The sequence below is a fragment of the Streptomyces yangpuensis genome (assembly GCF_024666385.1).
GTDB classification, from domain to species: Bacteria; Actinomycetota; Actinomycetes; order Streptomycetales; family Streptomycetaceae; genus Streptomyces; species Streptomyces yangpuensis.
This window is the reverse complement of the sequence record NZ_CP102514.1, coordinates 6913939-6940638: the sequence shown is the minus strand read 5'-3', so window position 1 is coordinate 6940638 and position 26700 is coordinate 6913939. Positions and strand designations below refer to the sequence as shown.

The window sequence follows — 26700 nt, the reverse complement described above, 5'->3', positions numbered from 1 at the left end:
GTCAGTCGAGGACCAGGCAGTGTTCGGGCTTCCAGCCGATCTCGACCCGTTCGCCGCCGCTCCAGCGGTCCTCCCTGCGGGAGCGGACGGTGTTCTGCTCCAGTACGGACACCGTGACGCCGGGGGCCAGTTCGATGAGGTAGGTGGTGGTGGCGCCGCAGTAGACGGTCTCCCGGACGACGCCGCCGACCCGGGCCATGTCGGGTTCGAGGTCGGACAGCCAGATCTTCTCGGGGCGGATCGACAGGCTGACCCTGCTGCCGTCGGTGACGGACGGCCGGGCGCCGACGGGGAGTTCGGGGCCGGCGTCGAGGACGACCCGGCCGCCGCGGTAGGTGCCGGGGACGAGGTTGGAGGTGCCCATGAAGGAGGCGGTGAAGCTGCTGGTGGGGCGCTCGTAGACGTCCTCGGGGGTTCCGCACTGTTCGACACGGCCGTCGTTCATGACGGCGAGCCGGTCCGACATGGTGAGTGCCTCGTCCTGGTCGTGGGTGACGAAGACGAAGGTGATGCCGACCTCGCGCTGGATCTGCTTGAGCTCGACCTGCATGTGCCGGCGGAGCTTCAGGTCGAGGGCGGCCAGCGGTTCGTCCAGCAGCAGCACCTGGGGCCGGTTGACCAGGGCGCGGGCGAGGGCGACGCGCTGCCGCTGACCGCCGGACAGGGTGGGCGGCTTGCGGCCCGCCAGGTGTGCGAGCTGGACGAGGTCGAGCATGCCGGTGACCCGTTCGCGGATCTCGGCGCGGCCGACGCCCTTGCGCTTGAGGCCGAAGGCCACGTTGTCCGCGAGCGAGAGGTGGTCGAAGAGGGCGTAGCTCTGGAAGACGGTGTTCACGTTGCGCTTGTTGGGCGGTAGGCCGGTGACGTCCTCGCCGTCGAGCAGGACGCTGCCCGCGGTGGGGTCGGTGAAGCCGCCGATCATCCGCAGCAGGGTGGTCTTGCCACAGCCGGACGGGCCGAGGAGCGAGAAGAACTCGCCCTGGGCGATGTCGAGTGCGATGTCGTGCACGGCGTAGGCGTCGTCGTCCGCGCCGGCGTACCGCTTGCTGACGTGGTCGAGCCGGACGGCGGGGGTCGGGTGCACGGGGGTGGGGCGCATGGGGGTCACTTCCCGGAGAGCAGGTCGAGGCCGCCGCGGCGCCCGAACAGGCGCGGTATGGCGAGGGCGAGGACGATGAGGCCGACGGATCCGGCGAGCATCAGCGTGCCGACGGCGTTGATGGTGGGCTGCACGCCGAACCGGATCGCCGAGTAGATGCGCACGGACAGCGGCTGCGGGTCGACGCCGGTGGTGAAGTAGGCGAGGACGAAGTCGTCGAGGACGAGGGCGAAGATCAGCACCGCCGAAGCGAGGATGCTGGGAAGCAGCGCAGGCAGGGTGACCAGGCGCAGCGCCTGCCGGCGGGTGGCGCCGAGGTCCATCGCGGCCTCTTCGACCTCCGGGTTCAGGGCGGCGATGCGCGAGCGGAGGATGACCGTCACGTAGGAGATGGAGAAGGTGATCTCCGCCAGCATCACGGTGGTGGTGGACAGCGTGACGCCCAGCCCCTTGAAGAGGAGCATCGCCGCGACGCCGGTCACGATCTCCGGGGTGATCAGCGGGACGAGCATGACGAGGCCGGCGAAGGAGCCGAGGCGGCTGCGGCTGCGTACGAGGCCCAGGGCCAGGGCCACGCCGAGGACGAGCGAGCCGGCCATGGCCACCAGGGAGACCCGCAGGCTCATGCCGAGCGAGTCGAGGATCACGTCGTCGTGGAGGAAGGCGGTGTACCAGCGGAGGCTGAAGTCCTCGAAGACGGTGAGGGACTTCTGGGAGTTGAAGGAGAAGAGGACGACGACACCGACGGGCAGGTAGAGGAGGGCGAAGAAGACGGCGGTGACGGCGATGGCGAAGCGGGGGCGCCGCTCGGCCGAGCTGCGGCGGCGCCGCCACTTCGGGGTGCGCAGGGCGGGGGTGGTGCTCGGGTGGCTTGTGGTGCTCGGCGTGCTGGTGTTGCTCGTATTGCCTGTGTTGCTTCGGGTGCTCATCGGGCCGCCTCCGCCTCGTCCTTGCGGGCGCGCCGCAGGTAGCCGAGCATCCCCAGGAACAGGACCGCCATCAGGAGCATGGTGAGGGCCGATCCGAGCGGCCAGTTCTGGCCCTGGAAGAACTTGTCCTGGATCAGGTTGCCGATCATGATCTGGTCGGGGCCTCCCATGAGCTGGGCGCTGACGAAGTCGCCCATGGCGGGCAGGAAGACGAGGACGCATCCGGCGGCCGCTCCCTGCCGGGTGGCGGGGACGGTGACGAAGAGGAAGGTGCGCAGGGGACCTCCGTAGAGGTCCCGGCCGGCTTCGATGAGCGAGGTGTCCATCCGTTCCATCGCCGCGTACAGCGGGATGATCATGAAGACGACGAAGCCGTAGACGAGTCCGGCGATGACTCCCGCGCCGGTCTGGAGGATCTTCGTACCGTCGTCGGCGACGCCGAGGGCACGCAGGGCCCGCAACAGCGGCCCGTCGTCGGAGAGGACGGCGGACCAGCCGTACATCCGCACCAGGTAGTTGGCGAAGAACGGGACGACGATCGCGGCGATCAGCAGGTTCTTGAAGCGTCCGCCGCGCAGGGCGATGGCGTAGGCGACCGGGTAGGCGACGGCCAGGCAGATGAGGCAGGTGATCAGCGCGTAGCCGAGCGAGCGCAGCAGGACGGTGCGGTAGGCCGGATCGGCGAGCGCGGTGAGGTTGCCGGGGTTGAACCCGAAGCGCGGGTTGCCGAGCGGGTCGGTGGTGCCGAGGGCGAGGGTGGCCACGAGGAGCAGGGAGGCGAGGAGGAAGCCGGTCATCCAGAGGGTGCCGGGGAGCAGGAGCCAGGTCCACAGCCGCGGGCTCCGGGAGCAGGTGCGGGTGCGGGTGCGGATGCGGGTCCTGGTGCGCGTACGGGTACGGGTGCGGGTCGGTTCGGGGGCGCGTTCGTGCGGCCGGCTCTTGCCGGGGGCCGGAACGGCCGGACCCACGGACGGCCGGAGCGCGGTCCCGGACGGGCCACCGCGTGTGTCGCCGCGTGGGTCCCTGCCGGTGTCGCTGCCGGTGTCGCTGTGTGCCATGTCAGCCGGCCTTCACATCGGTCCAGGCGGCGTCGCGGGCCTGTTCGGCCCGGGCGTCGCCGTTGCGGAAGAAGAGGTCGGCCTTGAGGTCGTCGGCGGTCACCAGGCACTGGGGGAAGGGTTCGACGAGCGCGGCGTACGTGTCCTCGGTGCCGCGGACCGGCATGGGGTAGCCGATGTACTCGATGTTCTTCTTCACGTTCTCGGGACGGAGCATGTAGTCGATGAAGAGCATCGCGGTGCCGGGGTGCTGCGCGTCGGCGGGGATGGCGTAGCAGTCGGAGTTGACGGGTGCGCCCTCACGGGCGACTTCGAAACCGAAGACGGCCGGGTCCTCTGCCTGGGCGAGCATGGCCGCCATGTCGCCGCTCCAGGCCTGGGTCATGTCGGCGTTGCCGTTGAGCAGGTTGTTGTAGCTGTCACTGGAGAAGCCGCGCAGGTGGGGGCGGAGCGAGCGGAGGGTGTCGGTGACGCGGACGAGGTCGCCCTTGTCGCCGGTGCTGAGGTCCAGGCCGAGCTTGAGGGCGCCCAGCCCGAGGACCTCGTCACGGTCGTCGAGGACGAAGACCCTGCCCTTGGCCCTGGCATTCCACAGGTCGTTCCAGGAGCCGGTCAGGTCGCCGAGCCGGTCGCGGCGCCAGCCGATGCCGGTCTTGTACATGGTGAAGGGCACGGTGTGGGCCGAGCGCGGGTCGTACCAGGGGTCGGCGAAGTAGCCGTAACCGCCGAACACCGCCTCCGCGTTGCGCAGCCGGGAGTGGTCGATCCTGCGCAGCCGGCCGCCGGAGGCGAGGCGCTGCGCCCATTTCGCGGTGGGGAAGATGATGTCGTAGCGGTTGCCCGCGTTGAGTTTGGCCGCCATGCCCTCCATGGAGTCGTAGTTCGACTGGATGACCTTGACGCCGTACTCCTTCTGGAAGCCTTCGAAGACGGCCGGGTCGACGAAGTCGGCCCAGTTGAAGTAGACGAGGTCGCCGTCGACCTTGACGTCGATGGGGGCGTCGGCGGTCGCCCGGCCGGCCGGGTCGTCTTCGGAGGCGAAGCCGCAGCCGGCGGTGGTGAGGGCGAGGGCGGCGGCGGTGCCGACGCGCAGGAACTGGCGTCTGGTCCGGGGGGAGTGCCTCGGGGGACATGGGGTCCTCTCCGTAGGGCCGCAGGGGGACGGCGGGAACGAGCGGAAGGTGGGAGCTCGGTCGAACAGGGCCGCCGCGGTCGCCGCGCGAGCGGTGCGGTCGCGGTACGGGCGGTCGTGGTACGGGGCGGTCGCGGTACGCGGTGCGGTACGCGGGTTCGGTGTGGCCGGTGGGGCAGGTGCGGTATGGCCGGGGGGCGGTGGGGCGGTGGGGCGGTGGGGCCGGGGGGCGGTGGGGCGGTGGGGCCGGTGGTCGCGGGGGTGGTCCGGCAGGGCGGTGGCGGACCGGCTCACGGTGTCGGGTGTCGCTGCGGTCCGGCCGGACGGAGTCCGGAGGACGGGCGCGCAGGGTCGGGTGTCGCGAGCCCTCGGGGCCGCCTTGCCGGTCGGACCGGACCAGAAAGCGGGGACCGCGGGAAACCTGGGGGCCGACCGCTGGGACGCTTCTAGGGTTCGGTGCCGTCGAGGGCGGCGCGGATGCGGCCGGCGAACCAGCCGACGGCGGATTCACGGCGGGAGAGCGGTCCCGGTTCGAATCCGGGGGTGGAGAGCCCCTTCTGGACGCGGGCGACGAGTTCTGCGTCCTCGTCGTTGGTGATCCAGCCGATGTGGATGTTCAGGCGGCGGGCCAGCCGGGTGCGCAGGCCGGTGCCGCGGCGGGTGTAGAACGCTCCGGGCACGGCCACGCGGTCCACGGCGGTGGGGAGCGCCGTCCAGGCCAGCACGTGGTCGGGGTAGAAGTCGATGAGGGTGTTGGGGTAGATGACGGCGTAGCGCCAGATCCGGCGATCGGCCTCGGCGAGACCGGGCATGGGTGCGGCGATGCGCTGGTAGAGGCGTTCGGCCCAGTTCGAGGACGGCTTGTCGCGCAGCGGCGAGGCGAACAGGGCGTAGGACTCCTCGATCTCGCAGGAGTACCCCTGGTAGTCGAGCAGGCGCATCAGGCCGGGGTGGGCGACCGGGACGTGGTAGCCCTCCAGGTAGTTGTCGACCGCCACCTTCCAGTTGGCCTGCTGCACTTCGGCGCCGGCCAGGTCGTGGATGCGGGCCCGGCCGACGGGCACGAGGTCGGCTCCGGCGTAGTGACCGACCGCCTTCGCGAGGCCCACGCAGCTCTCCGCCAGCGGGACGGCGTCGGGGTCGAGGTTGACGAAGACGAAGCCGAGGAAGGACTCGACGCGCGCCGGGAACAGGCCGAGGCTCGGCTTGTCGAGGCAGGGGATCTGGCGGGCCTCCGGGGCGCCGACCAGGCTGCCGTCGAGGCGGTACGTCCAGCCGTGGTAGGGGCAGCGGATGGCCTTGCCGGCCGGTTCGGGGTTGGTGACCAGGCGCGTTCCGCGGTGGCGGCAGACGTTGAGGTGGGCGGCGAGGCCGCCGTCGTCGGTGCGGACCACCAGGACCTCCCGGTCCGCGACGGTGGCGGCGAGCCGGGACCCCGGGTCCGGGAGGTCGGACTCGTGGCATACCAGCTGCCACGAGGCGCCGAACACGTGCCGGGTCTCGGCGGCCGCGATGCCCGGATCGGTGTAGTACCGCGCCGGAAGCGCAGCACCGGGGCTGTCGGAGGCCGGACCGCCGGGAGCCCGGGTGCCGCGGCCCTGCGTGGCCGGGCCCGAGGTGCCGCCGACGGGTACGCCCGTGGTCGGCGGGACCGGGCCCGGGGTGCCGTCGGCGGGTACGCCCGGGGGCGGGACCGGGCCCGGGGTGCCGTCGGCCGCGGCGTCCGTGGCTGTAGTGGTGGGGGCGCGGGGGGGTGTGGGGCGGCCCGGGGGGTCGGCGCGGGTGGGGCGGCCGGGGGGTGCGGAGGGGGCGGCGGGGCCCGTCGGTGTTTCGGGAGCTCGGGAATGCATCGTGACTCCTCCGTGCCGCCGCGCGGCGATCGGTGTCGGCGTTCGATGACGAGACGACCCAGTGGTGGACAGGCGGTCGGGGCGGGAAGCCGGGACCGGGCTGACCGATTGGACAGTCAGATTGCTGGCTGGTTTCCGCCGGGTCAAGACTTGTTCACTGACCGATCGGTCAGCTAGCGTGATTCTTGCCTGACCGATCGGTCAGCAAACATGCTTTCCTGTCGCCGGCCCGGCGCTGCTCCGCGTTCGCCCTGTTCACCAGGGCGGAGGCAGGCCGGGCGGCCCGCCCGGCACCGACCGGGCCCGCCCCCCTCGATCCCCCGCTCCCCCGCTCCCCGCCGGCCGGCTCCTGCCAGGCGCCGGGCCGACGGCGGCATCCCACCTCCCGGAGGCACGCATGAGCGGTCGTCGGCGTCTGGACTGGCTCGGGCTCACCCCCGAACCGGAGCGAGAACTCCCCGCGGCGGTCGCCGCCCTGCGCGCATCCGGAACCCGTACGGCCGAGGAGCTGGCCGCCGCCGAGCACCGCCGCGTGGAGCGGCTGGTCCTGCGCGGCAGCCGGCACAGCTGGCTCAGCTATCTCGCCGAGGTCACCGACCTGGTGACCGGGGTGGCCGCAGGTACCCGTACCGGCGACCCCGCGGCCGCCCTGCTCGCCGGCGAGGTCGTCCTCGACCATCACCGCATGCTCATCGGCCTCCCCGGACCGGGATACGGCCGCACCGCGGCGGACCGTACGGCGCTGGAGAGCGCCGTCCGTGCCCTGCGCACCCGCCCTCGTGCCCACACCCCTACCAGGACAGGAGGCAGCCGATGACCACGACCACGATCCGGCTCCCCGCGGCGCAGCCGCCGGGCACCGTCCTCGGAACCGCTCCGGACAGCGCCGAGAGCGCCGACGCCTACCGCACCGCGGGCGGCTACGCGGGCTCCACCGGCCCCGGCGAACTCCTCGCCCACCTCGCCGCCTCCGGGCTGCGCGGCCGCGGCGGGGCCGGCTTCCCCGCCGCCGTCAAACTGCGTTCCGTACGCGACCGCGGCAACCACGGGGAGCACGGCGGCCACGGGCTCCGGCCGGTCGTCGTCGCGAACGGCGAGGAGGGCGAACCGGGCTCGGTCAAGGACCGCTGGCTGCTGCGCGCCCGGCCGCACCTGGTGCTCGACGGCCTCACTCGCGCCGCCGAGGTCACCGGCGCCGTACGCGGCTTCGTGTACCTCTCCGATCCGGTCGCGGGTGAGAGCGTGCGCCGGGCCCTGGCCGAGCACCCGCCGCCGCTGCCCGTGGAGGTCGTCGAGACCGGCCACACCTACGTCGCCGGCGAGGAGACGGCGGTGGTGCGCAGGATCGACGGCGGGCCCGCGCTGCCCGCCGCGAAACCGCCACGCCCGTTCGAGCGGGGGGTCGGCGGCGCCCCGACCCTGATCTGCAACGTCGAGACGCTCGCCCGGATCGCGCTCACCGCCACCCGGCCCGACCTGCGCCACGACATCGCCCGCGGCACGCTGGTGACGCTCTCCGGCGGTCCGGCCGCCGGGGCGGTGCTCACCGAAGTCCCGTACGGGATCCCCCTGCGCTCCCTGGCTTCCCGGCACGGGATCCACGGCGCGGCCGGGGCGCTGATGGGCGGTCTGTTCGGCGGGCTCGTCGGCGCCGGCGCCCTGGACCTGCCCCTCGAACCGGTCGAACTCACCGCCGCGGGCACCGCGCTCGGCTGCGGCGCGATCCGGTTCCTCACCCCCGGCACCTGCCCGGTGGCGACCGCCGCCGACGCGGCCGCCCACCTCGCGGCCGAGAGCGCCCGGCAGTGCGGGGTGTGCGTCTCCGGCACCGCGGCGATCGGCGACGCCCTCTGCGCTCTCGCCGGCGCGACGGCTTCCCCGGACACCGCCGACCGCCTCGACCGGTGGTCGCGCGGCCTGCCCGGGCGCGGGGCCTGCGGACTGCTCGACGCCGCCGCCGGCATCGCGGGCAGCCTGCTCCGGGCCTTCCCCCGGCAGGTCCGCTTCCATCTGGCCGCGCCGTGCCCGGTCTGCGCGGCCGACGTGCCCGGGGAGGGCCGCCGCCGTCTCACCGTGGCCGTGCCCGAGGTCGCGGTACCGGCGACCACCGCCTCCCCCGCACCCCTGGGCCCTGGCCCGACCGCACCCCTGTCCGTCCCCCACCCGTCGCCGTCCGCGTCGCCGTCCGCACCCCCGGCAGCGCCGCCGCCGGCCGCGTTGAAAGGAACGCCGTGAAACTCCTGCTGGACTCCACCCGCTGCCAGGGCTACGGCCTGTGTCAGGAGCACGCCCCCGACCTGGTCGAACTCGACGAATGGGGGTACGCGAACGTCCTCGCCGTCAGCGTCCCGCCCGGCGCCGAGGAGGCCGCCCGGGCCTGCGCCGACAGCTGCCCCAACTCCGCCCTCCGCGTGGAGGGATGACATGGCACGCGATCTGACCGCGCTCTTCGACCCCGCCTCCGTCGCCGTCGTCGGCGCCAGCGACGACCCGGCGAAGTACGGGCACGCCGTGGCCTCCCAGGCCCTGCGCGCCCCCGGCCGGCGGCCCGTGCACCTGGTCAACCGGCGCGGTGGCACCGTTCTCGGCCGGACCGCCGCCACCTCCCTCTCCGCCATCGGCGAGCCCGTCGAGCTGGTCGTGATCTCCGTGCCCGGTGCCGGCTTCGAGGACGCCGTCGACGACGCCCTGGCCTGCGGGGCGAAGGCCATCGTGGCCATCACCGCGGGCTTCGCCGAGGCCGGTCCCGCCGGCCTGGCCCGCCAGCGGGCGGTGGCCGACCGGGTACGCGCCGCCGGTGCCGTCCTCGTCGGGCCCAACTGCCTCGGCATCGCCGACAACACCACCGAGCTGTACCTCGCCTCCGACCGGTTCGCACCCGGCGGTGTCGCCCTGCTCAGCCAGAGCGGGAACCTCGCGCTCGAACTCCAGCTCCGCGGCGAGCCGTACGGCCTGGGCTTCTCCCGCTTCGTCTCCCTCGGCAACCAGGCCGACGTCACCCTCGTCGACCTCGTCGAGGACTGCGCCCGCCACCGGGCGACCTCGGCCATCGCCGTGTACGCCGAGGACTTCGGCGACGGCCGGGCCTTCGCGGCGGCCGCCGCGGCTGCGGGCAAACCGGTGGTACTGCTGACGGCCGGCCGGGGCTCCGCCTCCGCGCGCAGTGCGCAGTCGCACACCGGGGCCCTCACCACCTCGGCCGACGTCGTGGCCGCGGCCTGCCGCGACGCGGGCGTCGAACTCGTCCGGACGCCGCGGGAGATGACCGTCGTACTGGCGGCGCTGGCCACGCCGGCGGGCGGTCCGCGTACCGCCGGACGGCGTCGCACCGCCGTCTTCACCGACGGCGGCGGCCACGGCGCGGTCGCCGCCGACGCGGCCGAGGACGCGGGACTCGACGTACCGGAACTCGACGCCGCGACCCAGGACCGGCTCCGCCGCGTCCTGTGGGAGCAGTCCTCCGTCGGCAACCCCGTCGACCTCGCGGGCATGGGCGAGCAGCGCCCCCTCTCCTACGCCGACACGGTCGGGGAACTCCTCGCGGCCGAAGGGGTCGACGCCGTCCTGATGACCGGGTACTTCGGCGGCTACGCGGCCTCCGAGGGCGGCCTGGGCGGCGGCGCCGCCGGCGGCTCCGTACTGGCGGAGGGCGAGACCCGGGCCGCCAAGGAGATCGTCGCGCACCTCGCCGCCGTACCGAAGCCGCTGGTCGTGCAGTCGATGTATCCGCGGTCGGCCAGCTGCCGGGTGCTGGCCGAGGCCGGGGTGCCGGTGTTCGCCGCGACCGAGGACGCCGCCCGCGCGCTGGCGGCGATGACCGGCCGGGCCGTGTCCGACCCCGGCGGCGCCGTCCCGCCCCTGCCGCCCGCGGCCGCACCGCTGCGGGACCTCGGATACCACGCGGTGCGGGCGCTGCTCGCCGACGCGGGCGTGCCGTTCCCGGCGGCGCGCGAGGTCACGGACGAGGCCGGACTCCTCGCGGCGGCCGCCGAGTTCGAGGGACCGTACGTGCTCAAGGCGCTGCACGTACTGCACAAGTCCGACGCGGGGGGTGTGGCGCTGCGCCTGGCGGACCGGGACGCGCTGCTCGCCGCGTACCGGGCGATGCACGGCCGGCTCGGTGCTCCCGCGTACTCGGTCGAGGCGATGGCCGACCTCACGGACGGCGTCGAGCTGATCGTGGGCGTCAACCGCGACCCACGGTTCGGCCCGGTCGCCATGGTCGGGCTCGGCGGGGTACTCACCGAGACCCTCCGCGACGTCGCCTTCGCCCTGGCGCCCGTACCGTCCGGCCGGGCCGCGGGACTGCTGCGGAGCCTGCGCGGCGCGGCCCTGCTGGACGGCGTGCGGGGCCGGCCCGCCCTCGACGTGGCAGCCGCGGCCGCCGTGGTCGAACGCGTCACGGCGGTCGCCGCCGCGCACCCCGAGATCGCCGAGCTGGAGGTCAACCCCCTGCTGGTCCGGCCGGACGGCGCCCTCGCCCTGGACGCACGGGCCGTCCTGGACTGACCGCCCCGACCGACCGCCCCCACCCCACCCCTGTGCTCCGGAGGACACATGGACTTCCGCTACACCCCCGAACAGGCCGCGCTCAAGGCCCGGGCCGCCGAGTACGCGCGGCTCCTGATGGGCTACGAGGACCAGTCGGAGAAGGCCGGGGGCCCGCTGCCCGCCGACACCGTCCGGGAACTGACCCGCGCCGCGATCGACGCCGGCGTCTACGCCATCAACATGCCCGCCGAGTGGGGCGGCGCCGGCCTGTCCCTGCTCGACCAGGTCATCGTCGAGGAGGAGTTCGGCAAGGTCACCAACTGCCTCTGGGACATCCCCTGGCGGCCCGCGAACGTCCTCGCGTACGGCACCGAGGCGCAGCGGGAGAAGTACCTGCTGCCGGTGATCCGCGGCGAGCGCTTCGACGCGTTCGCGGTGACCGAGCCGGGGGCCGGCTCCGACCCGGGCTCGGGCACCAGCACCGCGACGCGGACGGACGGCGGCTGGCTGCTGAACGGCGAGAAGTGGTTCGTGACCTGCGGGGACATCGCCGACTTCCTGCTGGTGCAGGCGGACGCCGGCCCGGAGCGGGCCGCGACCCTGTTCTTCGTCGACAAGGGGGCGCCGGGTGTCGAGATGACCCGGGTACCGCGGTTCATGCACTCCGCGGTCAACGGGCACCCCGAGTTCACCTTCACCGACGTGTTCGTACCCGACGAGGACGTGCTCGGCGGGGTCGGCAACGGCTACGAGCTGACGAAGGAGTGGTTCACCGACGAGCGGCTGATGATCGCCGCCCGTACCGTCGGCGCGGCCGAGCGGGCCCTGGAGCTGGCCCGGGACTGGGCCGTCGAACGCCGCCAGTTCGGCTCCCGCATCGCGGACTTCCAGCTGGTCCAGGGCATGCTCGCCGACTGCGCCGTCGACATCGCCGTCAACCGCGCCTACACCCACCAGGTCGCCTGGGAGGCCGACCGGCCGGAGACCGACCGCAAGACGCTGCACGCCAAGGCCTCGACGGCGAAGCTCGCGGCCAGCGAGGCGGCCGGGCGGGTGATCGACCGGTGCGTGCAGATCTTCGGGGGCCGCGGCTACGACCGCTCGTACCCGGTGGAGCGGATGTACCGGGAGCTGCGCGTCGACCGGATCTGGGAGGGCACCTCCGAGATCCAGCGCCTGATCATCGCCAACGAGCTGATCAAGCGCGGTACACGCGCCCTCGCGCTGCCCGGCTCCTGACCGTCCCGCCCCTGCAAACCCACCTGAACCCGGACCCAGAGGAAAGACACCACATGGACTTCCGTCCCACCGCCCGGCAGGAAGAACTCCGGAGCGCGGCGCGCGAACTCACCGCGTTCATCATGAAGTACGAGCTCGACTGCGAGGAGAACAACGGCCTGCCGCCGAGGGCGCACACCGAGATCCGCGACGCCGTCCTCGCCAGCGGGCTGCAGGCGGTCAACATGCCGGTGGAGTGGGGCGGCGCCGGCCTCACCATCCTGGAGCAGGTCACCGTCCAGGCGGAGCTCGGACGGCTCACCGGCGCACTGTGGGACATGGTGTGGCGGCCGGCCAACGCCCTGTCCTTCTGCACGCCCGAGCAGCGCGAGCGCTACCTCGTGCCCGTGATCCGGGGCCGCCGCCGGGACTGCTATGCGGTGAGCGAGCCCGAGGCGGGCTCCGACCCGCAGAGCATCCGGACGACGGCGACGCGGGCCGACGGCGGCTGGGTGCTGAACGGCGAGAAGTGGTTCGTCACCGTCGGGGACCACGCCGACTTCATGATCGTGCTGGCCGCCGCCGGGGAGGAGGGCGCACCGACGCTCTTCCTCGTCGACAAGGACACGCCGGGCGTCGAGATGACCCGGGTGCCGCGCTGGATGCACACCTTCGTCTACGAGCACCCCGAGTTCACCTTCACCGACGTGTTCGTGCCGCAGGACGCGGTGCTCGGTGAGGTGGGCCAGGGCTACGACATCACGCGTTCCTGGTTCACCGAGGAACGGCTGATGATCGCCGCCCGTACCGTCGGCGCGGCGGAGCGGGCCCTGGAGCTGGCCCGGGACTGGGCCGTCGAACGCCGCCAGTTCGGCTCCCCCATCGCGGACTTCCAGCTCGTCCAGGGCATGCTCGCCGACTGCGCCGTCGACATCGCCGTCAACCGCGCCTACACCCACCAGGTCGCCTGGGAGGTCGACGCGGGCGTGGCCGACCGCAAGACGCTGCACGCGAAGGCCGCCATCGCGAAGCTGGCGGCGAGCGAGGCCTCGGGCCGGGTGGTGGACCGGTGCCTGCAGGTCTTCGGAGGCCGCGGCTACGACCGCTCGTACCCGGTGGAGCGGATGTACCGGGAGCTGCGCGTCGACCGCATCTGGGAGGGCACCTCCGAGATCCAGCGCCTGATCGTCGCGGGTGAACTCGTCAAGCGCGGTACGGGCGTTCTGCGGATGCCGTCCGCGGGGTGAGCGCTCCCCGTGGTCCGGGGCGGCGCCCGCGGATGCCGCCCCGGACCACGGCACGGCTCTCGAACGGACGGGCACACGAAGGAGGGAGTACGGATCGATGACCGATGTCGCACGCGTCGGGGTCGTGGGCTGCGGGCTGATGGGGTCCGGCATCGCGGAGGTCTGCGCGCGGGCCGGACGGGACGTCGTGGTGGTGGAGGCGACCCGTGCGGCGGCGTCCGCCGGACGGGAGCGGATCGCGGGCTCCCTGGGACGGGCGGTGGCGTCCGGACGGCTGACGGCGGCCGACCGGGACGCCGCCCTGGGCCGGATCTCGGTGACGGCGGACCCTGCGCGGCTCGCGGACCGGGACCTCGTCGTCGAGGCGGTGGCGGAGGACGAACGGGCGAAGCTGGAGGTCTTCGCCCTGCTCGACCAGGTCGTGGAGCGCCGCGACGCCGTCCTGGCGACGAACACCTCCTCCCTGCCCGTCATCCGGCTGGCTGCCGCCGTCTCGCGGCCGGAGCAGGTCGTCGGCCTGCACTTCTTCAACCCGGTACCGGTGCTCCCGCTGGTCGAGCTGGTGCCGTCCCTGCTCACCGGTACGGAAACCGTCCGGCGGGCGCACGCGTTCGCCTCCGAGGTCCTGGGCAAGGAGGTGGTCCGGGCCCGGGACCGGGCCGGGTTCGTGGTGAACGCGCTGCTGGTGCCGTACCTGCTGGCCGCCGTGCGGATGGCCGAGCACGGGCGGGCGTCGGCCGAGGACATCGACCGGGGGCATGACGCTGGGGTGTGCGCACCCCCTGGGTCCGCTCGCCCTGGCCGACCTGATCGGGCTGGACACGGTGCAGGCCATCGCCCGGTCGCTGTACGCGGAGTACCGGGAGCCGTCGTACGCGCCGCCGCCGCTGCTGGCCCGGATGGTCGACGCGGGGCGGCTGGGCCGCAAGACGGGCCGGGGGTTCCACACCTACGGGGCCCGCGGGGGCGGTGCGATGCGCGAGGATGAGGGTGTGGTGGCCACGGCAGCCGGGCCCACCCGCCCGGCGGGCGGGCGTCGAGACGGGGAGCAGACGACGTGACCAAGGCCGATCGCGCACTGGAGACGCGTGAGCGCATCCTCACGGCCGCGTGCGAAGTCATCGCCGACATCGGCTTCGAGAACGTCAGCATGCGCAAGGTCGCCGAGCACGCGGGGGTGTCGAAGGCCCTGCTGCACTACCACTTCGACACCCGCGAGAAGCTCTTCGCGGAGGCGATGACGCACTCCTTCGCACAGACCGGCACGGACACCGAGGGCGTCGCCGACTCGGTGCCCTCCTCCGTCGTCCTGGCCCGCATCCTGCGGAGCATGCTGCCCAGCGACGCCGAACTGCGCCAGGACTGGAAGCTGTGGCAGGAGCTGTGGGTGCGCGCCCAGCGCGACGCGGCGGCCCGTCACCTGGCCGTCGACCTGTACGACCAGCTGCACGCCTGGGTGGGCGGGGCAGTGGAACGCGGCATCAGGTCGGGCGAGTTCGCCGACTGCGACGTCGCGGCCGTGAGCACCCTCGTGCTGGCCCTGTGCGACGGGCTGGGGATCCGGCTGATGCTCGACGACCCGCGGGTGGACCTGGCGACGGCCCGCGCCACGATCTGGCGAACCATCGCCCCCACCCTGGCCGTCGACCCGGCGTTCCCCGGCGTCTGACGGGGCCGGGCCGTCGGCACCGGTGGTGACGCGGGTCAGCCGAGCGGATCCGCCGGGGCGGGGGTGAGGGCCGCGGCGGCCGCGAAGAGGCGGGCGCAGCGTCGGGTCATGGCTTCCGGGGACTCGTCGGGGTGCTTGACCCACCAGCGGACGAGGGTGGCGACCAGGCCCCGCCAGACGTACAGAAGCGCGTCCGCGTCCAGCGGGTCGGCGGATCCGGTCGCGCGCAGCAGGTCGGCGGTCCCGCCGGCCGCGAGGTCGTCGATGGCGGACCAGTACTCCGCGGCGCGGCGGGCGGCCGCGCCGTCGGCCGGCAGGGAGGTGTCGTAGAGCACGAACCACGCCTCCCGCTGCCCCTCCAGGGCGGTGAAGATGCTCTCGAGCACCCGCAGGGGCGTGTGCGCGGTGGCGCCGTCCCGGCCCATCGCGGTGCGGACGGTGTCGAGCACGCGGTCCCCGACGGGCACCAGGCAGGCGAGGTACAGGTCCTCCTTGGTGCCGAAGTACTGGTGCAGCAGGGTCTTGGTGACGCCGACACGTTCGGCGATGGCGGGGAGGGAGGCGGCCGCGTAGCCGCGGGTGCCGAACTCCTGCGTGGCGGCCGCCAGGATCTGCTGCTGGCGGTGCTGCCGCGGGACTCCCTTGGTGCCGGCCTTCGAGTGAGGGGTTGCCATGAACGGATATTATCAGTAAGTAATTTACCGCAAGGTAAGTTCTGTCCCGTGACCTCTGGAGCGGCCCCGTGCCCGGTACGACGCCACAGCCGACCCCTGCCCCGCGCACCCGGTCCTGGTGGGGGTGGGGGTGGGCGGACGCGCACCCCGACGACGCCGAGTGCGCGGCGATGGGCGCCCTGGTACCGGGCACCCTCGCCCACCCCGTCCCCGTACCGCGCGTCCGCGACCTCGACATCGGACGCCCGGCCGTCGAGCCCCCGGCGAGCCTGGCGCACCTGGTCGCCACCGGGCCCGGGGACCGCGCCGCCCACGCCATGGGCAAGGCGTACCGCGACGTCGTGCGCGCCCTGCGCGGACGCCCCGGCCGCATCCCCGACCTGGTGGCCCGCCCGACGGACGAGCGGGAGGTGGCCGACCTGCTGGACTGGGCCGGTGAGCGGCAGGTGGCGGTCCTCCCGTACGGCGGCGGCTCCTCCGTCTCGGGCGGTGTCGAGTACCGCGGCGACGCCCACCGCGCCGTACTGTCCCTCGACCTGACCGCCATGGGCCGCGTCCTGGAGGTCGACACCGCCGGCCGGGCGGCGCGCATCCAGGCCGGCACCCTCGGTCCGAGCCTGGAGGACCAGCTGCGGCCCCACGGGCTGACCCTGCGGCACTTCCCGCAGAGCTTCGAGTTCTCCACGCTGGGCGGCTGGCTCGCCACGCGGGCCGGCGGGCACTACGCCACCGGACGCACACACATCGACGACTTCGTCCAGTCCCTGCGCGTGGTCACCCCGGCCGGCACCAGTGCCTCGTGGCGGCTGCCCGCCTCCGGCGCGGGCCCCTCCCCCGACCGGCTGTTCCTCGGCTCCGAGGGAGCCCTCGGCGTCATCACCGAGGCCTGGGTTCGGCTGCAGCCACGCCCGTCCCACAAGGCGTCCGCCTCCCTCGCCTTCACCGACTTCCAGGCGGCACTGGACGCGGTGCGCGCCCTCGCGCAGTCGGACCTCTCCCCCGCCAACTGCCGGCTGCTCGACGCCGGCGAGGCCGCGCTGTCGGGCGCCTCCCACGACGGCTCCGCCGTGCTCGTCCTGGGGTTCGAGTCCGCGGACGGACCGGTGGACGCCCGGCTCGCACAGGCCGTCGACCTGGCCCGGTCCCACGGCGGCCGCGGCGGGGCCGCCGGGGCGGCGGGCGGCACGGGTGGCGCGGGTGGCGCGGGTGGCGCGGGTGGCGCGGGCGCCGACGCGGCCGTGAGCGCCTGGCGGTCGGCCTTCCTGCGGATGCCGTACCTGCGTGACGGCCTGGCCAGGATGGGGGCCGTCGCGGAGACCTTCGAGACCGCGGCCACCTGGGACCGGATCCCCGGCCTGATCGAAGCGGTCCGCAGGGAGGTCGGGGAGGCCGCGCTCAAGGGATCCGGCCACCCGGCGACCGTCAACTGCCGTCTCACCCACGTCTATCCCGACGGTGCGGCGCCGTACTTCACCGTCCTCGCCGCGGGCCGGCCGGGCGACGAGGTGGCCTTCTGGGACGACCTCAAGGCCGTGGCGAGCGACGTACTGCACCGGCACCGGGCCACGATCACCCACCACCACGCCGTCGGCCGGGACCACCGCCCGGGATACGACCGCCAGCGCCCCGCCCCCTTCGCCCTCGCGCTGCGCGCCGCGAAGGACGCCCTCGACCCGCGGGGCATCCTCAACCCGGGTGTGCTGATCGGCTGAGCCGCCGGCGCGCGGCGCGGGCGGACCGACGGGCGCACCGAGGCGGCGGGCCGGCGGGCGGGCCGGAAAGATGACCGGGGCGTGCGGCGTACGGTACGAAGGGCCTGTGAAGGAACAGATCCAGCCCTCGACCGTTCGCGTGTTCATAGCACTCGCCCCGCCCGACGACGCCAAGGAGGAGCTCGCGCGGGCGTTGCGGCCCGCCTACGCGGCGTACCCGGGCATGCGCTGGAACCGCATCGAGGACTGGCACATCACCCTGGCGTTCCTCGGGGAGCTCCCGGTCGGGACCGTCCCGCTCCTGCGGCCGCCGCTCGCGGACCTGGCGGCGGCCCGCCGGCCCCTGGAACTGGCGCTGCGCGGCGGCGGGCACTTCGACGAGCGGGTGCTGTGGAGCGGTGTCGACGGCGACCTCGAAGGCCTGCACCTGCTGGCCTCCGAGGTACGCGCGGTGGTCAAGGAGTGCGGCGTTCCCTTCGAGGACCGGCCACTGCGCCCCCACCTCACCCTGGCCCGGACCCGCCGAAACGATCCCGCGTGCGTGGTGGAGGCCGCCGCCGGGCTCGCCGCGTTCTCCGGCCGCCGGTGGCCGACGGCACGCCTGCACCTGGTCGGCAGCAACATCGGCCGCGGTCCCGGTCCGATCCACTACCGCGACATCGAGGCCTGGAGCTTCCGCCACGGGCGGTCCGCCGATGACCACACAACATGATCTACTTCTCGGCGTAGATGCGACGACGAGAAGCCGAGGCCATGACCACCCACTGCTGCGAGGCGATGGACCGCAAGGTGAACGCGGTCTGCGACCAGCACGACGACCCGTTCGCCTGCCCGGACGCGCTGATCCGGTTCAGCGCCAAGTTCCAGGAGTACGGTCTGATCATCCATGACGGCGGCACATCGAGCATCAGGATCGCCTATTGCCCCTGGTGCGGACAGGGTCTCCCCGAGTCCCAGCGGGACCGGTGGTTCGACGAACTGGAACGCCGCGGCATCGATCCGTGGGAGGACGAGGTTCCCGAAGCGTTCGAGGACGACCGCTGGCTCGCATCCCCGCCCCAGGGCTGACGCACCGGCATCCGGCCCACGAAACCGGCACCGGCACCGGCACCGCCCTCAGCCGCCCGGCCCGCGGTCCGTGGCGTGTCAGCCCCGGTGGAAGCGCACCTCGGGGGCGGACGCGGTCGGACCGTCCAGCCGGGGCGCCTGCTTCCCGCACAGGTGGAGCTCGAAGAACGCGCCGACGCACTCCCGCGTGATCTGGTAGCCGACGGCGTCACCCAGCACGGGCCGGTCGGTGAAGGCCGGATGGCCCGCCCCCGTGACGGTCAGCCGACACTTCCAGCCGTCCAGCCCGGACCAGTTGTCCTCCCAGGAGGTCTCGGGGAACCCGGGGCGGCAGCAGGGCCGGTCGCCGGCCGCATCAGGAAGGGGCGTCCGCCGAGGCCGCCCTGGGGTACCGGCGTGAAGAAGGTGCCGTTCACGTTCACCCCGGCGTCCCAACGAACGGAATGTCCCGGCCCCGGCCGTCGGAGACCCGGCGCTGCGACCGGTCGGGGAAGACCTGCTCCCAGGCCTTGCAGGTGAGGACGCACCCGCCGGGGAGAGTCGTACCGTCCGACGCGTACGCGTGGTCCACCGCGGCAACGACGTACCCGCGGCCGGCGCGGTCCACCGCCAGGCCGGTCAGCGAGGCGCGCGGCATCGTGAAGCCCGGGAGAGCACGATCAGCGGGTACCGGCCGGCCGCCGGCCTGGGCAGCGCACCGGTCCGGGCGTGCGTGCGGCCGGCCGCCACCTCTTCGGGGGTGACGTGGTCGCCGAGCTGCCCGCGGTCGGTCAGCAACGCCTCGACCTCGGCGGCCACCATGGAGGGATGGGCTCCCGGTACGGGCGAGGGCCGGACAGTACAGCGAAGCAGCAGCTCCCGGTCCGCAGCCGGCACCCACGGGTCCTTGCGCTCGTGGGCCGGGATGGGCGGGAGGTCGGCGTCAGCGACGCGAGCGGCTCCGCCCCGGCGGCGGCGCGATACGTACGCGCTCCCCCTCGGGCGCCTTCTCGATGTCGTCGAGCTGTGCGGTGATCGTGGCGCGGAGCTCGTCGTCGTCCTCGAAGGAGTGGTCCTGGAAGAGCGTGTAGCCGGTCCACATGAGGTTGGCGCACACCCTCGCCGGCACCCGGCCGGTACGGGCCCCCATGCCCACCAGCGCCACCGACCGGATACTGCCCGGCACGTCGTCGTTCTGCCGGTGGATCGCCTGGAATGCGGCGGCGCACGCCAGCGCCACGTTCAGCGTTTCCCGGACGCTCTGCGACGACGTTTCCATGGTCGGTGTCGATATCAGGAACTTCGGATTCACCGCTCCCGACGGGACACAGACCGCGCTGCCCACCGGAAGGCTTCCCGCGAACCCGTCACGGATCGCCCGCTGCACGCGCAGCTGTATTCCCGCCCCGAGATACCGCTTGATGGCCGCGTCGACCCCGCCGTCCATTCTGCCGCGGGAGTTGGTGGGCGTGACCCAGGCGTCGACCTTCTCGTCCAGAATGGATCCCTTCCGGATCTCGATTCCGGGGGTGTCGGCGAATGCCGCCCGCCACGCCTCCACCACTTCGGCGTTGATGTCGGTCAGCACCACTTCGAGGGGCGACTGCGCACGCTTCACGGTCATGATCCACTCCAATCGGGGGACGGCCCTTCCATCCCTCACGACGCTACCGCGCCCCACTGACAACGGGCCTGCGCCGCCAGCGCCGTGACGCGTCGTCACGATTGCCAGGGCGTCGACCCGGTGCTAGCCTGCCGCCACATCTGCGCAGGTCCGGCCCCACAGACCGTCGCCGCCCAGGACTTCCGGCGTCAGCCCGGCCAGGTCCCCCGCACGACGCCCCGGGTGCTCCCCCACCCCACCCGCCTCCCTCTTCGTCCGCACGCCAACGCCCCTTTACGCCCTGCCGCATCGGCACGGTCCGACCTTTCGGAGTTCCGCAACCATGAGCGATGTCAACGATGTCAATATCCCGGCCGAGCCCGATGCGAATGACCCGCTGGGTCTGGCCGAAATCTTCAAAGGAGGCGGCGAACCCTGGCTTCCGCTTCTGCGTCCCGTCATCGAGGCGCAGCCCGATGCGGCCTCTTTCATCGGTGCGGGACGCAGCCCGGAAGTGGTGCCCGTCCGTGAACTGACCTTCCAGGCGCTCAAGCCTCACCCGCCGCACAAATGGAAGGTCGTGGTCTTCGGACAGAATCCCTATCCGCGCCCCGAAAGCGCCACCGGCATAGCCATGTTCGACAACACCTTCCACGACTGGAAGGACAGCCAGTTCGGCCGCGTTGTCAGCATCCGCTGCATCATCAAGGCCGCCGCCATGTGGAAGTACGGAATTCCCAAGAAGACGCCCATCGCCGACGTGCGCGCGCTCCTGAAGGAACGGGAGACCGTCCAGCCGCCCGAGTGGTTCCAGGCGATGCTCACGCAGGGCGTGCTGCTGCTGAACGCCGCCCTCACCGCCAGCAGCGACGGAGCGACGGGCACCGACCGGCACACCGCGTTCTGGCGTCCCGTCGCCGAGCGGATCGTCGAGGAGATCCTCAAGGCCAAGCAGGACGCCGACGAGGAGGACCGCGGCGTCGTCTTCGCGTGGTGGGGGGCGCACGCCCGGAACCTGAAGAAGGTCGTCCTACGGCTCCAGCAGAAGTACCCCGGGGTCGAGGTCCGCCACATCGACCACCCCAACCCGGCGGCGCAGGGCGACATCTTCTGTGAGGGTGATCACTTCGCGATGGTCAACGAGGCCCTCGCCTCGCTGGGCTCCGACGGGATCGACTGGCTGCCGAGCAAGGGGTGGAACACGGCGGCCGCGCACGCGGACGGCGCCGGCGCGGCGGGCACGGCGGGCACGGCGGGCGGGGACGTCGCGGAACGCATGGGCGCCTTCATCGCGTCCACCATGGAACTTCACCAGCTGTACCTGGAACGCCTCGCGAGCGTCAAGGACGAGGGCCTCGTCCTGCCCGCGATCACCGGCGTGTTCGACACTCCGCTGATGGGCTTCGAGGAAGCCGTCGGCCCGGTGGGCGCCGTGCTGTCCGGCCTCGACCGGCACATCAGGACGTCCCACGAGTTCGGCAAGAGGCGCGCGGACGACGCCGCCTCGGGCCGCCTGTCCGCCGACGCGATCGCCGCCCTCCACCTCTACACCTGCGAGTCCGCGTTCTACCGGGAGATCAACGCCGTGCTCCGATCCCCGGACCGCGCCCGGCTCGTCCCGTACATCCCCTACCTGCGCCTGCTGTTCTCGGCCGTGTCCCGGCTCCCCGCCCGTACGGAGCCCCTGTGGCGCGGGGTGTCCCTGGACCTGCGCGCCCAGTACCCGCTCGGCCGGACGGTGACCTGGTGGGGCGTGTCCTCGTGCACGTCGAAGCTCGGCGTGGCGCGCGCGTTCCTCGGCGGGCGCGGGAAGCGGACCCTCTTCGAGGTGACCCCCGTCCGCGCGGTGGGCATCCGCAGCTTCTCCGCCTTCACCGACGAGGAGGAGTACATCCTCCCGCCCGGTACGCAGCTCAAGGTCACGGAGGTGAAGGCGGAGCGCGGCGGCCTGTGCACCGTCAAGCTCACCGAACTGCAGGAGCAGACGCTCGTGTCCTGAACGGACGGGGAGTGCCGTGTCCCCGGCGGCCGGAACATGCCTTCTCCGACTGCCCCCGCGCCGGCCATGACGGGACGGCCAACCGGATCCCGGCCGCACCGAGTTCCTCGCCGGCCGGGCGACCGGCGCACAAGGGGGCCGGTAGCGTGCCCGGCATGATGGTGGGAAGCGAAGAGACCCGGCTCGTCGTCGTCCGGGGCAACTCGGCGTCCGGCAAGTCCTCGGTGGCGACGGGGATCCGCGACCGGTTCGGCCGCGGCCTGGCCCTGGTCGGCCAGGACAACCTCAGACGGACCGTGCTGAGGGAGCGTGACGTGCCCGGCGGTGCCAACATCGGGCTGATCGACACGGTCGCCCGGTACGCGCTGGACGCCGGCTACCACGTGGTGGTCGAGGGCATCCTGTACGCCGACCGGTACGGCGACATGCTCGCGGGCCTGGTCGGAGACCATCGCGGCGTCTCGCGCTGCTACTACCTCGACGTCCCGATCGAGGAGACGCTGATCCGCCATGCCTCGAAGGCGGATCCCGACTACCTGGCCCAGGTGACCGAGCTGCACCTGCGCGACTGGTACCGCGAGCGCGACCTCCTCCCCGGCGGCGCCGAGACCGTCATCGGGGCCGACAGCACCCTCGCCGGGACGATCGGCCTCATCCTGCGCGACACGGGCCTCGCGGGGCTGCCGCCCCGGGTCGACTGACCATCCGACACCACCGGCGGCACCCGGCAGCAAGAAACGGATGAAAGAGGCATAAGGACGCCCAACCGTGGTAGACGCCCTGCATACCGGTTCGACAGGAACCAGGAGGTAGTCATGATCATTCTGGGCGTCATCCTGCTGATCATCGGCTTCGTCACGGGAATCTCGATCCTCTGGACGATCGGCCTGATCCTCGTCATCATCGGCCTGGTGCTCTGGGTACTGGGCGCGGTCGGGCACGCCGTGGGAGGCCGCAAGCACTACTACTGACGCCAGGCGCCCTCCTGCCCCTCAGGGGCGGAAGCGCAGTGGATGGTCCTCCGGGACCTCCACGACAGCGATCCGCACGCCGTCGGGGTCGGCGATCCACATCTCGACCAGCCCCCACGGTTCACGCAGCGGAGACCGCAGCACTTCGGCGCCGCGGCTGTGCAGCTCCTCGTACGCCGCCTGCACATCGGCGACCTGGAGCCACAGCCGCAGGCCCGGCGCGGGCGGCGCCTCGGCCCGTCCCGACACCTCGAGGAAGCCGCCCCCCAGGAAGTACACCGTGCCGCGGTCCGGCCCCGTGCCGAACTCGCGGTACACGGCGAGGCCGAGGGTCTCGCCGTAGAACGCGCGCGAGCGCTCGGGGTCCGTCGGTCGCAGCAGGATCCTGCTGCCCAGTACGTGCACCATGGCCCCACCTTCGCGCACCGCGCGCCCTCCGTCACCCGGACCTCGTCAGCCGGACCGCTCCGCACCCCGGCTCCGGCGGCTCCACCCCCGCAGCCTTCCGCGCACCCCTTCGGTGCGCCGGCTGCGGGTGTGCCGGTCGAGTTCCTCCAGCAGTCGCTCCGAGCGCTTCTCCACGCCCAGCTCGTCCAGGACCCGGTCGATCTCGGTGAGCAGCGCGCCGTGCAACTGCCAATGCTCGGGCTCCTCCCTGGCGGAGGCCAGCAGCAGGTCCGCGAGCCGGTCCCGGTGGGCCCGGGCCACCGCCAGCTCGCCGGACAGCCGGGCTTCGGCCTCCTCCGCGTTGGCGCTCACCTGGGCGGTGATCAGCTGGGCGAAGCTCTCCACGGCGATCGCGGTGTGCCGCAGCACCTCGCGCAGCGCCGCGCCGGTGGCGGGCTCGAAGAGCGGGGCGTCGGGGCGGACCTTGGCCAGGTCGGTCAGGGTCCGGCAGGCCACGCGGAGCACCACCGCGCAGATCTCCAGGGTGTCCAGACCGGTGCGCAGCACCAGCCGGAAGATCAGGCCCTCCTTGACCCGCGGATTGAGCCGGAGGCTGTCCTCGGCCTGCCGCAGGGCGGTGTCGACCTGGGCGATGTCGTTGTCGAGGCGGCGCGCCTCGTGCAGCCGGGCGGCGGCCTGTTCGACCTTGCCCGGGCCCTGGGGTTCCTCGCCGAGGTGGTCGAGCAGCCGGCTCATGCGCAGGGCGAGGTCGGTGATCGCGGCGCCCGCCGGGCCGATCCACAGAGGTGGCGCCAGCAGGAGGTTGACCAGCAGTCCGACCACCGCGCCGATGAGGGTCTCCAGTACCCGGTCCCAGGCGGTGTCCGCCACCTGGGTGACGCCGAGGACGAGCATCGCGCTGATCGCGACCTCGGGGACGAACTCGTCCACGCGCACGAGGTGGCCCACCACCAGGGAGGCCAGGATCAGCAGGCCCAGGCTCCACCAGGTGAGACCGACCAGCGCGCTGAACCCGATGGCGATCAGGACGCCGACGACCACCGAGTTGACCCGCCGGATGCTGGTGGTCAGCGTGGAGTAGAGCGTGACCTGGACGACGAGCAGGGCCGTCAGCGGGGCAGTCAGCGGGTTGGGCTCGCTGCTCAGGCGGAGCGCGACGACGTAGCTGATGACGGCCGCGGCGGTGGAGCGCAGGGCCTGGACGGCTACCGGCTCGCGGTGGCGTCGTACGACACGGGTGGCGATGCTGCTGATCGTTTCCGGCATGACTGCGCATCTTCCCAGGCCGTGTGCGATGACACGTGCCACAGTGGTCAAGGCCGTTCGTGTCGCGATCGTGTCAGGAGTGACCGGTGGGGTAGGTGGGGGTAGTCCGTAGTCAGCGTCGATCGGATCTGCGAGGGAGCGAGAGCCATGAAGGGTACGGAGGACAAGCGGCAGCGGCCGGCCGGAGGCCGTGAGGAGCACGCGCAGGAACACCCCGGGCCGGACCCCGTACACCCCGAGGCCAGCAAGCCGGTCGCCGGCAAGACCCCGGAGGAGCTGCGGATGCGCCAGGAGCGGAAGATGTCCCACCCGGACGACGAGGACGCCGGTTGACGGCTTCCGCGCCACGGACGGGTCAGGGCACTCAGGGGCCTTCGTCGTAGGTGCCGGCCTCGACCTCCAGGGCGAGTTCCTGGAGGACCTCGATGGAGGAGACGCCCGTGCGCCCTTCGTCATGGGCGATCGCGAGGCTGGTGAACGCGAGGCTGAAGCCGGAGACCATCGTGTGCAGGGCCGGGCCCAGGGCCTCGGCCACCAGCGTCGCCACCTGCTGCGGCGACGCGTCGGCCGGCACGCTGATCGAGGGCAGCATCTCGTTCAGGAGCTGGGTGGCCACGCCGGCCGTCCCGTCCGGGGCCTCGGGGTCCTCCCCGGCCTCGGCGGCCCGGCGGATGTCCTGGGCCTCGGTGAGGATGCCGATCACTCGCCTGAGTACGTCTGCGCGTTCCATCCCTCGCAGCGTAGTGCGTCGCGGCAGCCGGGTGCGGGTGCGCGCCTCCGGGACCCACCGCACCATGAGCCTGTATCCGTAGGAGCACCAGCCGGAAGGGAGAGCGCCCATGTCCCCGGACCCCGCGCCGCACACGAGTCGCCTGCTGCTGGTTCGGCACGCCAAGGCGGTGCCGAAGGGCGATCCCGCCGAGGACTTCGAGCGCGGCCTGGGCGAGCGCGGCAGGGCCGACGCGCCCCGTACGGGGCGCTGGCTGGCGGAGAGCCGGTACCGGCCGGACCTCGTGCTGTGCTCTCCTTCGCGCAGGACGCGCCAGACCTGGCAACTGATGGTCCCCGCCCTGGCGGACCCGCCGGACGCCGTCTATGACGACCGGCTCTACAACGCGGCGCCGAACGCGCTGGTCACCGTGCTGACCGAACGCGGGTCGGGGCTCGGCTGTGTGGCGCTGGTCGGCCACAACACGGGCATCCACGAGCTGGCCACCGCGCTGTGCGGCAGTGGCCCGGCGGAGCTGCTGGAACAGTTGAAGGACGGCTTCCCGACCTCGGGCGTCGTGGTGGTGGACCTCGCGGGCGGCTGGGGGGACCTGAGCCCCGGCAAGGGGCGTCTGACCGCCATGTGGTCCCCGTCTCATTGACCGGGCCGCTGGAGGCTGGTCCACCTGGGGGCTCCGAGCATCACTTGTGCACGAAATTGGTGCGCCTGTACGCAGGATTGATGCAACGATGGTGCATCATCCGGCCCTCAGGAAGGACGCCACCATGGAACAGCTTCCCCCGCACCCCGACACCGAGCGGTACTCCGTGACCCTGTGCCCGCCCGCGGTCACGATCGTCTCGGAGCTGACGGCGGCGTCCGGCGTGAGCAAGTCCGATGTGATCAACCGGGCCGTGCTCCTGCTCGGCTTCATCGAGCGCGAGCGCGCCAAGGGCAACGACCTGATGATCCGTGACACCGCCGGCGCCCTGGAACGCATCCACATCATCTGACCGCCGGGGCGCAGGACGACGCGGGCACCGGGGGGACGCGCAGGACGTGCGCCGAGGAGTACGCGGAGGCCGAGGCGACGCAGAAGCGGCGGAGCTGCGGCTCAGACGTCCAGGTCCTCCGCGGGCGGCAGTTCATCGACGACGTGCACCGCTGCCTCCTCGGCCGACGCCGCTCCGCCGTCGATCCCGACGTCACGGGCCAGGACGGAGATGTGGCGCTGCGGGGCGGAGTCGTCCACCGCGGCCAGCCGGCCCGCGCGGTCCGATCCGGCCAGCAGGGCGTCGCCGGCCTCGTCGGAGGCCTCGTCCTCGTCGGACACCTCGGGCTGCTCCCGGGCGAGGCGCTCTTCCAGCGTCTCCCCGGTACGCGCTTCGGCGGCGGTCGTGCCCCTGTCGTCCACCGCGAGCGGGCGGTCCAGGGGCACATAGGCGGTGTCGAGCGTCTCGTCGAGGCCCGGCTCGTCGAGGGTGTTCTCCAGGTCGGGTTGGGCCTCGGCGGCCTCGTCGCTCTCCTGCGGCTGGTAGACATCGTCGCCGTAGGCTTCGTCGGCGCTGCTCATCGGGTTCTCCGATCGGTCGGGTCGGCGTGCCGCCGGCGGGGGCAC

General features: G+C 73.0%; 30 protein-coding genes and 1 pseudogene. 17 read left to right on the top strand and 14 right to left on the bottom strand.

What is annotated here, in order from left to right; all coding sequences use genetic code 11:
- Window position 1 precedes the first annotated feature (1 nt).
- The 5 genes from NRK68_RS31465 to NRK68_RS31445 form a co-directional block, all read right to left on the bottom strand.
- Entirely contained in the window at window positions 2–1099 is a 1098-nt protein-coding gene (locus NRK68_RS31465; RefSeq protein WP_257857443.1) for an ABC transporter ATP-binding protein, read from the bottom strand.
- 5 nt (window positions 1100–1104) lie between these two features.
- Window positions 1105–2028, bottom strand: coding sequence for an ABC transporter permease (locus NRK68_RS31460; RefSeq protein ID WP_183064555.1), 924 nt, complete (start codon window positions 2026–2028; stop codon window positions 1105–1107).
- The gene (locus NRK68_RS31455; protein WP_257857442.1) at window positions 2025–3086 is read right to left on the bottom strand and encodes an ABC transporter permease; all 1062 of its coding nucleotides are present in this window, start codon (window positions 3084–3086) and stop codon (window positions 2025–2027) included. The genes NRK68_RS31460 and NRK68_RS31455 overlap by 4 nt, the downstream gene beginning before the upstream one ends.
- Before the next feature lies 1 nt (window position 3087).
- Complete coding sequence (locus NRK68_RS31450) at window positions 3088–4512, bottom strand: polyamine ABC transporter substrate-binding protein (RefSeq protein ID WP_257857441.1); 1425 nt, start codon at window positions 4510–4512, stop codon at window positions 3088–3090.
- A gap of 152 nt (window positions 4513–4664) precedes the next feature.
- Window positions 4665–6068 (bottom strand): aromatic ring-hydroxylating oxygenase subunit alpha, encoded by a 1404-nt coding sequence (locus tag NRK68_RS31445; protein ID WP_257857440.1) that lies wholly within the window; start codon window positions 6066–6068, stop codon window positions 4665–4667.
- Between the two features lie 397 nt (window positions 6069–6465).
- On the opposite strand from NRK68_RS31445, the gene NRK68_RS31440 reads away from it, so the two are divergent.
- The 8 genes and pseudogenes from NRK68_RS31440 to NRK68_RS31405 all read left to right on the top strand — a co-directional run bounded on the left by NRK68_RS31440 (window position 6466) and on the right by NRK68_RS31405 (window position 14693).
- Window positions 6466–6885: a hypothetical protein gene (locus NRK68_RS31440; RefSeq protein WP_257857439.1), complete on the top strand. Its 420-nt coding sequence runs from the start codon at window positions 6466–6468 to the stop codon at window positions 6883–6885.
- The gene (locus NRK68_RS31435) at window positions 6882–8303 is read left to right on the top strand and encodes an NADH-ubiquinone oxidoreductase-F iron-sulfur binding region domain-containing protein (protein WP_257857438.1); all 1422 of its coding nucleotides are present in this window, start codon (window positions 6882–6884) and stop codon (window positions 8301–8303) included. Before NRK68_RS31440 ends, NRK68_RS31435 begins: the two co-directional genes overlap by 4 nt.
- The gene (locus NRK68_RS31430) at window positions 8300–8491 is read left to right on the top strand and encodes a ferredoxin (RefSeq protein ID WP_183064551.1); all 192 of its coding nucleotides are present in this window, start codon (window positions 8300–8302) and stop codon (window positions 8489–8491) included. Before NRK68_RS31435 ends, NRK68_RS31430 begins: the two co-directional genes overlap by 4 nt.
- Before the next feature lies 1 nt (window position 8492).
- Entirely contained in the window at window positions 8493–10577 is a 2085-nt protein-coding gene (locus NRK68_RS31425) for an acetate--CoA ligase family protein (protein ID WP_257857437.1), read from the top strand.
- A gap of 48 nt (window positions 10578–10625) precedes the next feature.
- Window positions 10626–11798, top strand: a complete 1173-nt coding sequence (locus NRK68_RS31420) for an acyl-CoA dehydrogenase family protein (RefSeq protein ID WP_257857436.1) — start codon at window positions 10626–10628, stop codon at window positions 11796–11798.
- A gap of 53 nt (window positions 11799–11851) precedes the next feature.
- Complete coding sequence (locus NRK68_RS31415; protein ID WP_257857435.1) at window positions 11852–13024, top strand: acyl-CoA dehydrogenase family protein; 1173 nt, start codon at window positions 11852–11854, stop codon at window positions 13022–13024.
- 97 nt (window positions 13025–13121) lie between these two features.
- Window positions 13122–13977: pseudogene (locus tag NRK68_RS31410) on the top strand (3-hydroxybutyryl-CoA dehydrogenase); the annotation flags it as partial.
- Window positions 13978–14081: 104 nt separating this feature from the next.
- Window positions 14082–14693 (top strand): TetR/AcrR family transcriptional regulator, encoded by a 612-nt coding sequence (locus NRK68_RS31405; protein WP_183064546.1) that lies wholly within the window; start codon window positions 14082–14084, stop codon window positions 14691–14693.
- A gap of 35 nt (window positions 14694–14728) precedes the next feature.
- On the opposite strand, the gene NRK68_RS31400 is transcribed toward NRK68_RS31405, so the two are convergent.
- Complete coding sequence (locus NRK68_RS31400) at window positions 14729–15367, bottom strand: TetR/AcrR family transcriptional regulator (protein ID WP_257857434.1); 639 nt, start codon at window positions 15365–15367, stop codon at window positions 14729–14731.
- A gap of 68 nt (window positions 15368–15435) precedes the next feature.
- Here NRK68_RS31400 and NRK68_RS31395 point away from each other — a divergent pair, with 68 nt between their 5' ends.
- The 3 genes from NRK68_RS31395 (at window position 15436) to NRK68_RS31385 (ending at window position 18147) form a co-directional block, all read left to right on the top strand.
- The gene (locus NRK68_RS31395) at window positions 15436–17079 is read left to right on the top strand and encodes an FAD-binding oxidoreductase (RefSeq protein WP_257857433.1); all 1644 of its coding nucleotides are present in this window, start codon (window positions 15436–15438) and stop codon (window positions 17077–17079) included.
- Between the two features lie 70 nt (window positions 17080–17149).
- Window positions 17150–17791, top strand: a complete 642-nt coding sequence (gene thpR / locus NRK68_RS31390) for an RNA 2',3'-cyclic phosphodiesterase (protein WP_183064543.1) — start codon at window positions 17150–17152, stop codon at window positions 17789–17791.
- A gap of 41 nt (window positions 17792–17832) precedes the next feature.
- Entirely contained in the window at window positions 17833–18147 is a 315-nt protein-coding gene (locus NRK68_RS31385) for a DUF6980 family protein (protein WP_183064904.1), read from the top strand.
- Between the two features lie 78 nt (window positions 18148–18225).
- On the opposite strand, the gene NRK68_RS31380 is transcribed toward NRK68_RS31385, so the two are convergent.
- From NRK68_RS31380 to NRK68_RS31365, 4 genes are all read right to left on the bottom strand, one after another.
- A complete protein-coding gene (locus NRK68_RS31380) occupies window positions 18226–18366 on the bottom strand; it encodes a hypothetical protein (protein WP_183064542.1) in 141 nt (46 codons plus the stop codon).
- Between the two features lie 199 nt (window positions 18367–18565).
- A complete protein-coding gene (locus NRK68_RS31375) occupies window positions 18566–18784 on the bottom strand; it encodes a hypothetical protein (protein ID WP_257857432.1) in 219 nt (72 codons plus the stop codon).
- Window positions 18766–18948, bottom strand: coding sequence for a hypothetical protein (locus NRK68_RS31370; RefSeq protein WP_257857431.1), 183 nt, complete (start codon window positions 18946–18948; stop codon window positions 18766–18768). Before NRK68_RS31370 ends, NRK68_RS31375 begins: the two co-directional genes overlap by 19 nt.
- A 121-nt stretch (window positions 18949–19069) precedes the next feature.
- On the bottom strand, window positions 19070–19750 hold the full coding sequence (locus tag NRK68_RS31365; protein WP_183064541.1) for a macro domain-containing protein: 681 nt from the start codon (window positions 19748–19750) through the stop codon (window positions 19070–19072).
- Between the two features lie 322 nt (window positions 19751–20072).
- Between NRK68_RS31365 and NRK68_RS31360 the strand changes: the two genes are divergently transcribed.
- The 3 genes from NRK68_RS31360 (at window position 20073) to NRK68_RS31350 (ending at window position 22699) form a co-directional block, all read left to right on the top strand.
- Window positions 20073–21728, top strand: coding sequence for an ADP-ribosyltransferase domain-containing protein (locus NRK68_RS31360; protein WP_183064540.1), 1656 nt, complete (start codon window positions 20073–20075; stop codon window positions 21726–21728).
- Between the two features lie 158 nt (window positions 21729–21886).
- Window positions 21887–22429: a P-loop NTPase family protein gene (locus NRK68_RS31355; protein WP_183064903.1), complete on the top strand. Its 543-nt coding sequence runs from the start codon at window positions 21887–21889 to the stop codon at window positions 22427–22429.
- 114 nt (window positions 22430–22543) lie between these two features.
- Window positions 22544–22699, top strand: a complete 156-nt coding sequence (locus NRK68_RS31350; RefSeq protein WP_167350560.1) for a DUF6131 family protein — start codon at window positions 22544–22546, stop codon at window positions 22697–22699.
- Window positions 22700–22720: 21 nt separating this feature from the next.
- Here the strand turns inward: NRK68_RS31350 and NRK68_RS31345 are convergent, their stop codons facing one another.
- Window positions 22721–23107 (bottom strand): VOC family protein, encoded by a 387-nt coding sequence (locus NRK68_RS31345; protein ID WP_046777103.1) that lies wholly within the window; start codon window positions 23105–23107, stop codon window positions 22721–22723.
- Window positions 23108–23152: 45 nt separating this feature from the next.
- On the bottom strand, window positions 23153–24373 hold the full coding sequence (locus NRK68_RS31340; RefSeq protein ID WP_183064539.1) for an FUSC family protein: 1221 nt from the start codon (window positions 24371–24373) through the stop codon (window positions 23153–23155).
- 147 nt (window positions 24374–24520) lie between these two features.
- Here NRK68_RS31340 and NRK68_RS31335 point away from each other — a divergent pair, with 147 nt between their 5' ends.
- Window positions 24521–24706 (top strand): hypothetical protein, encoded by a 186-nt coding sequence (locus NRK68_RS31335; RefSeq protein ID WP_183064538.1) that lies wholly within the window; start codon window positions 24521–24523, stop codon window positions 24704–24706.
- Between the two features lie 31 nt (window positions 24707–24737).
- Here the strand turns inward: NRK68_RS31335 and NRK68_RS31330 are convergent, their stop codons facing one another.
- Window positions 24738–25103 (bottom strand): hypothetical protein, encoded by a 366-nt coding sequence (locus NRK68_RS31330; RefSeq protein ID WP_183064537.1) that lies wholly within the window; start codon window positions 25101–25103, stop codon window positions 24738–24740.
- Between the two features lie 109 nt (window positions 25104–25212).
- Between NRK68_RS31330 and NRK68_RS31325 the strand changes: the two genes are divergently transcribed.
- Window positions 25213–25743, top strand: coding sequence for a SixA phosphatase family protein (locus NRK68_RS31325; RefSeq protein WP_257857430.1), 531 nt, complete (start codon window positions 25213–25215; stop codon window positions 25741–25743).
- Between the two features lie 124 nt (window positions 25744–25867).
- Window positions 25868–26095, top strand: a complete 228-nt coding sequence (locus tag NRK68_RS31320) for a hypothetical protein (protein WP_183064535.1) — start codon at window positions 25868–25870, stop codon at window positions 26093–26095.
- A 101-nt stretch (window positions 26096–26196) separates the two neighbouring features.
- Here the strand turns inward: NRK68_RS31320 and NRK68_RS31315 are convergent, their stop codons facing one another.
- Complete coding sequence (locus NRK68_RS31315) at window positions 26197–26655, bottom strand: DUF5709 domain-containing protein (RefSeq protein ID WP_257857429.1); 459 nt, start codon at window positions 26653–26655, stop codon at window positions 26197–26199.
- Window positions 26656–26700: the final 45 nt, after the last annotated feature.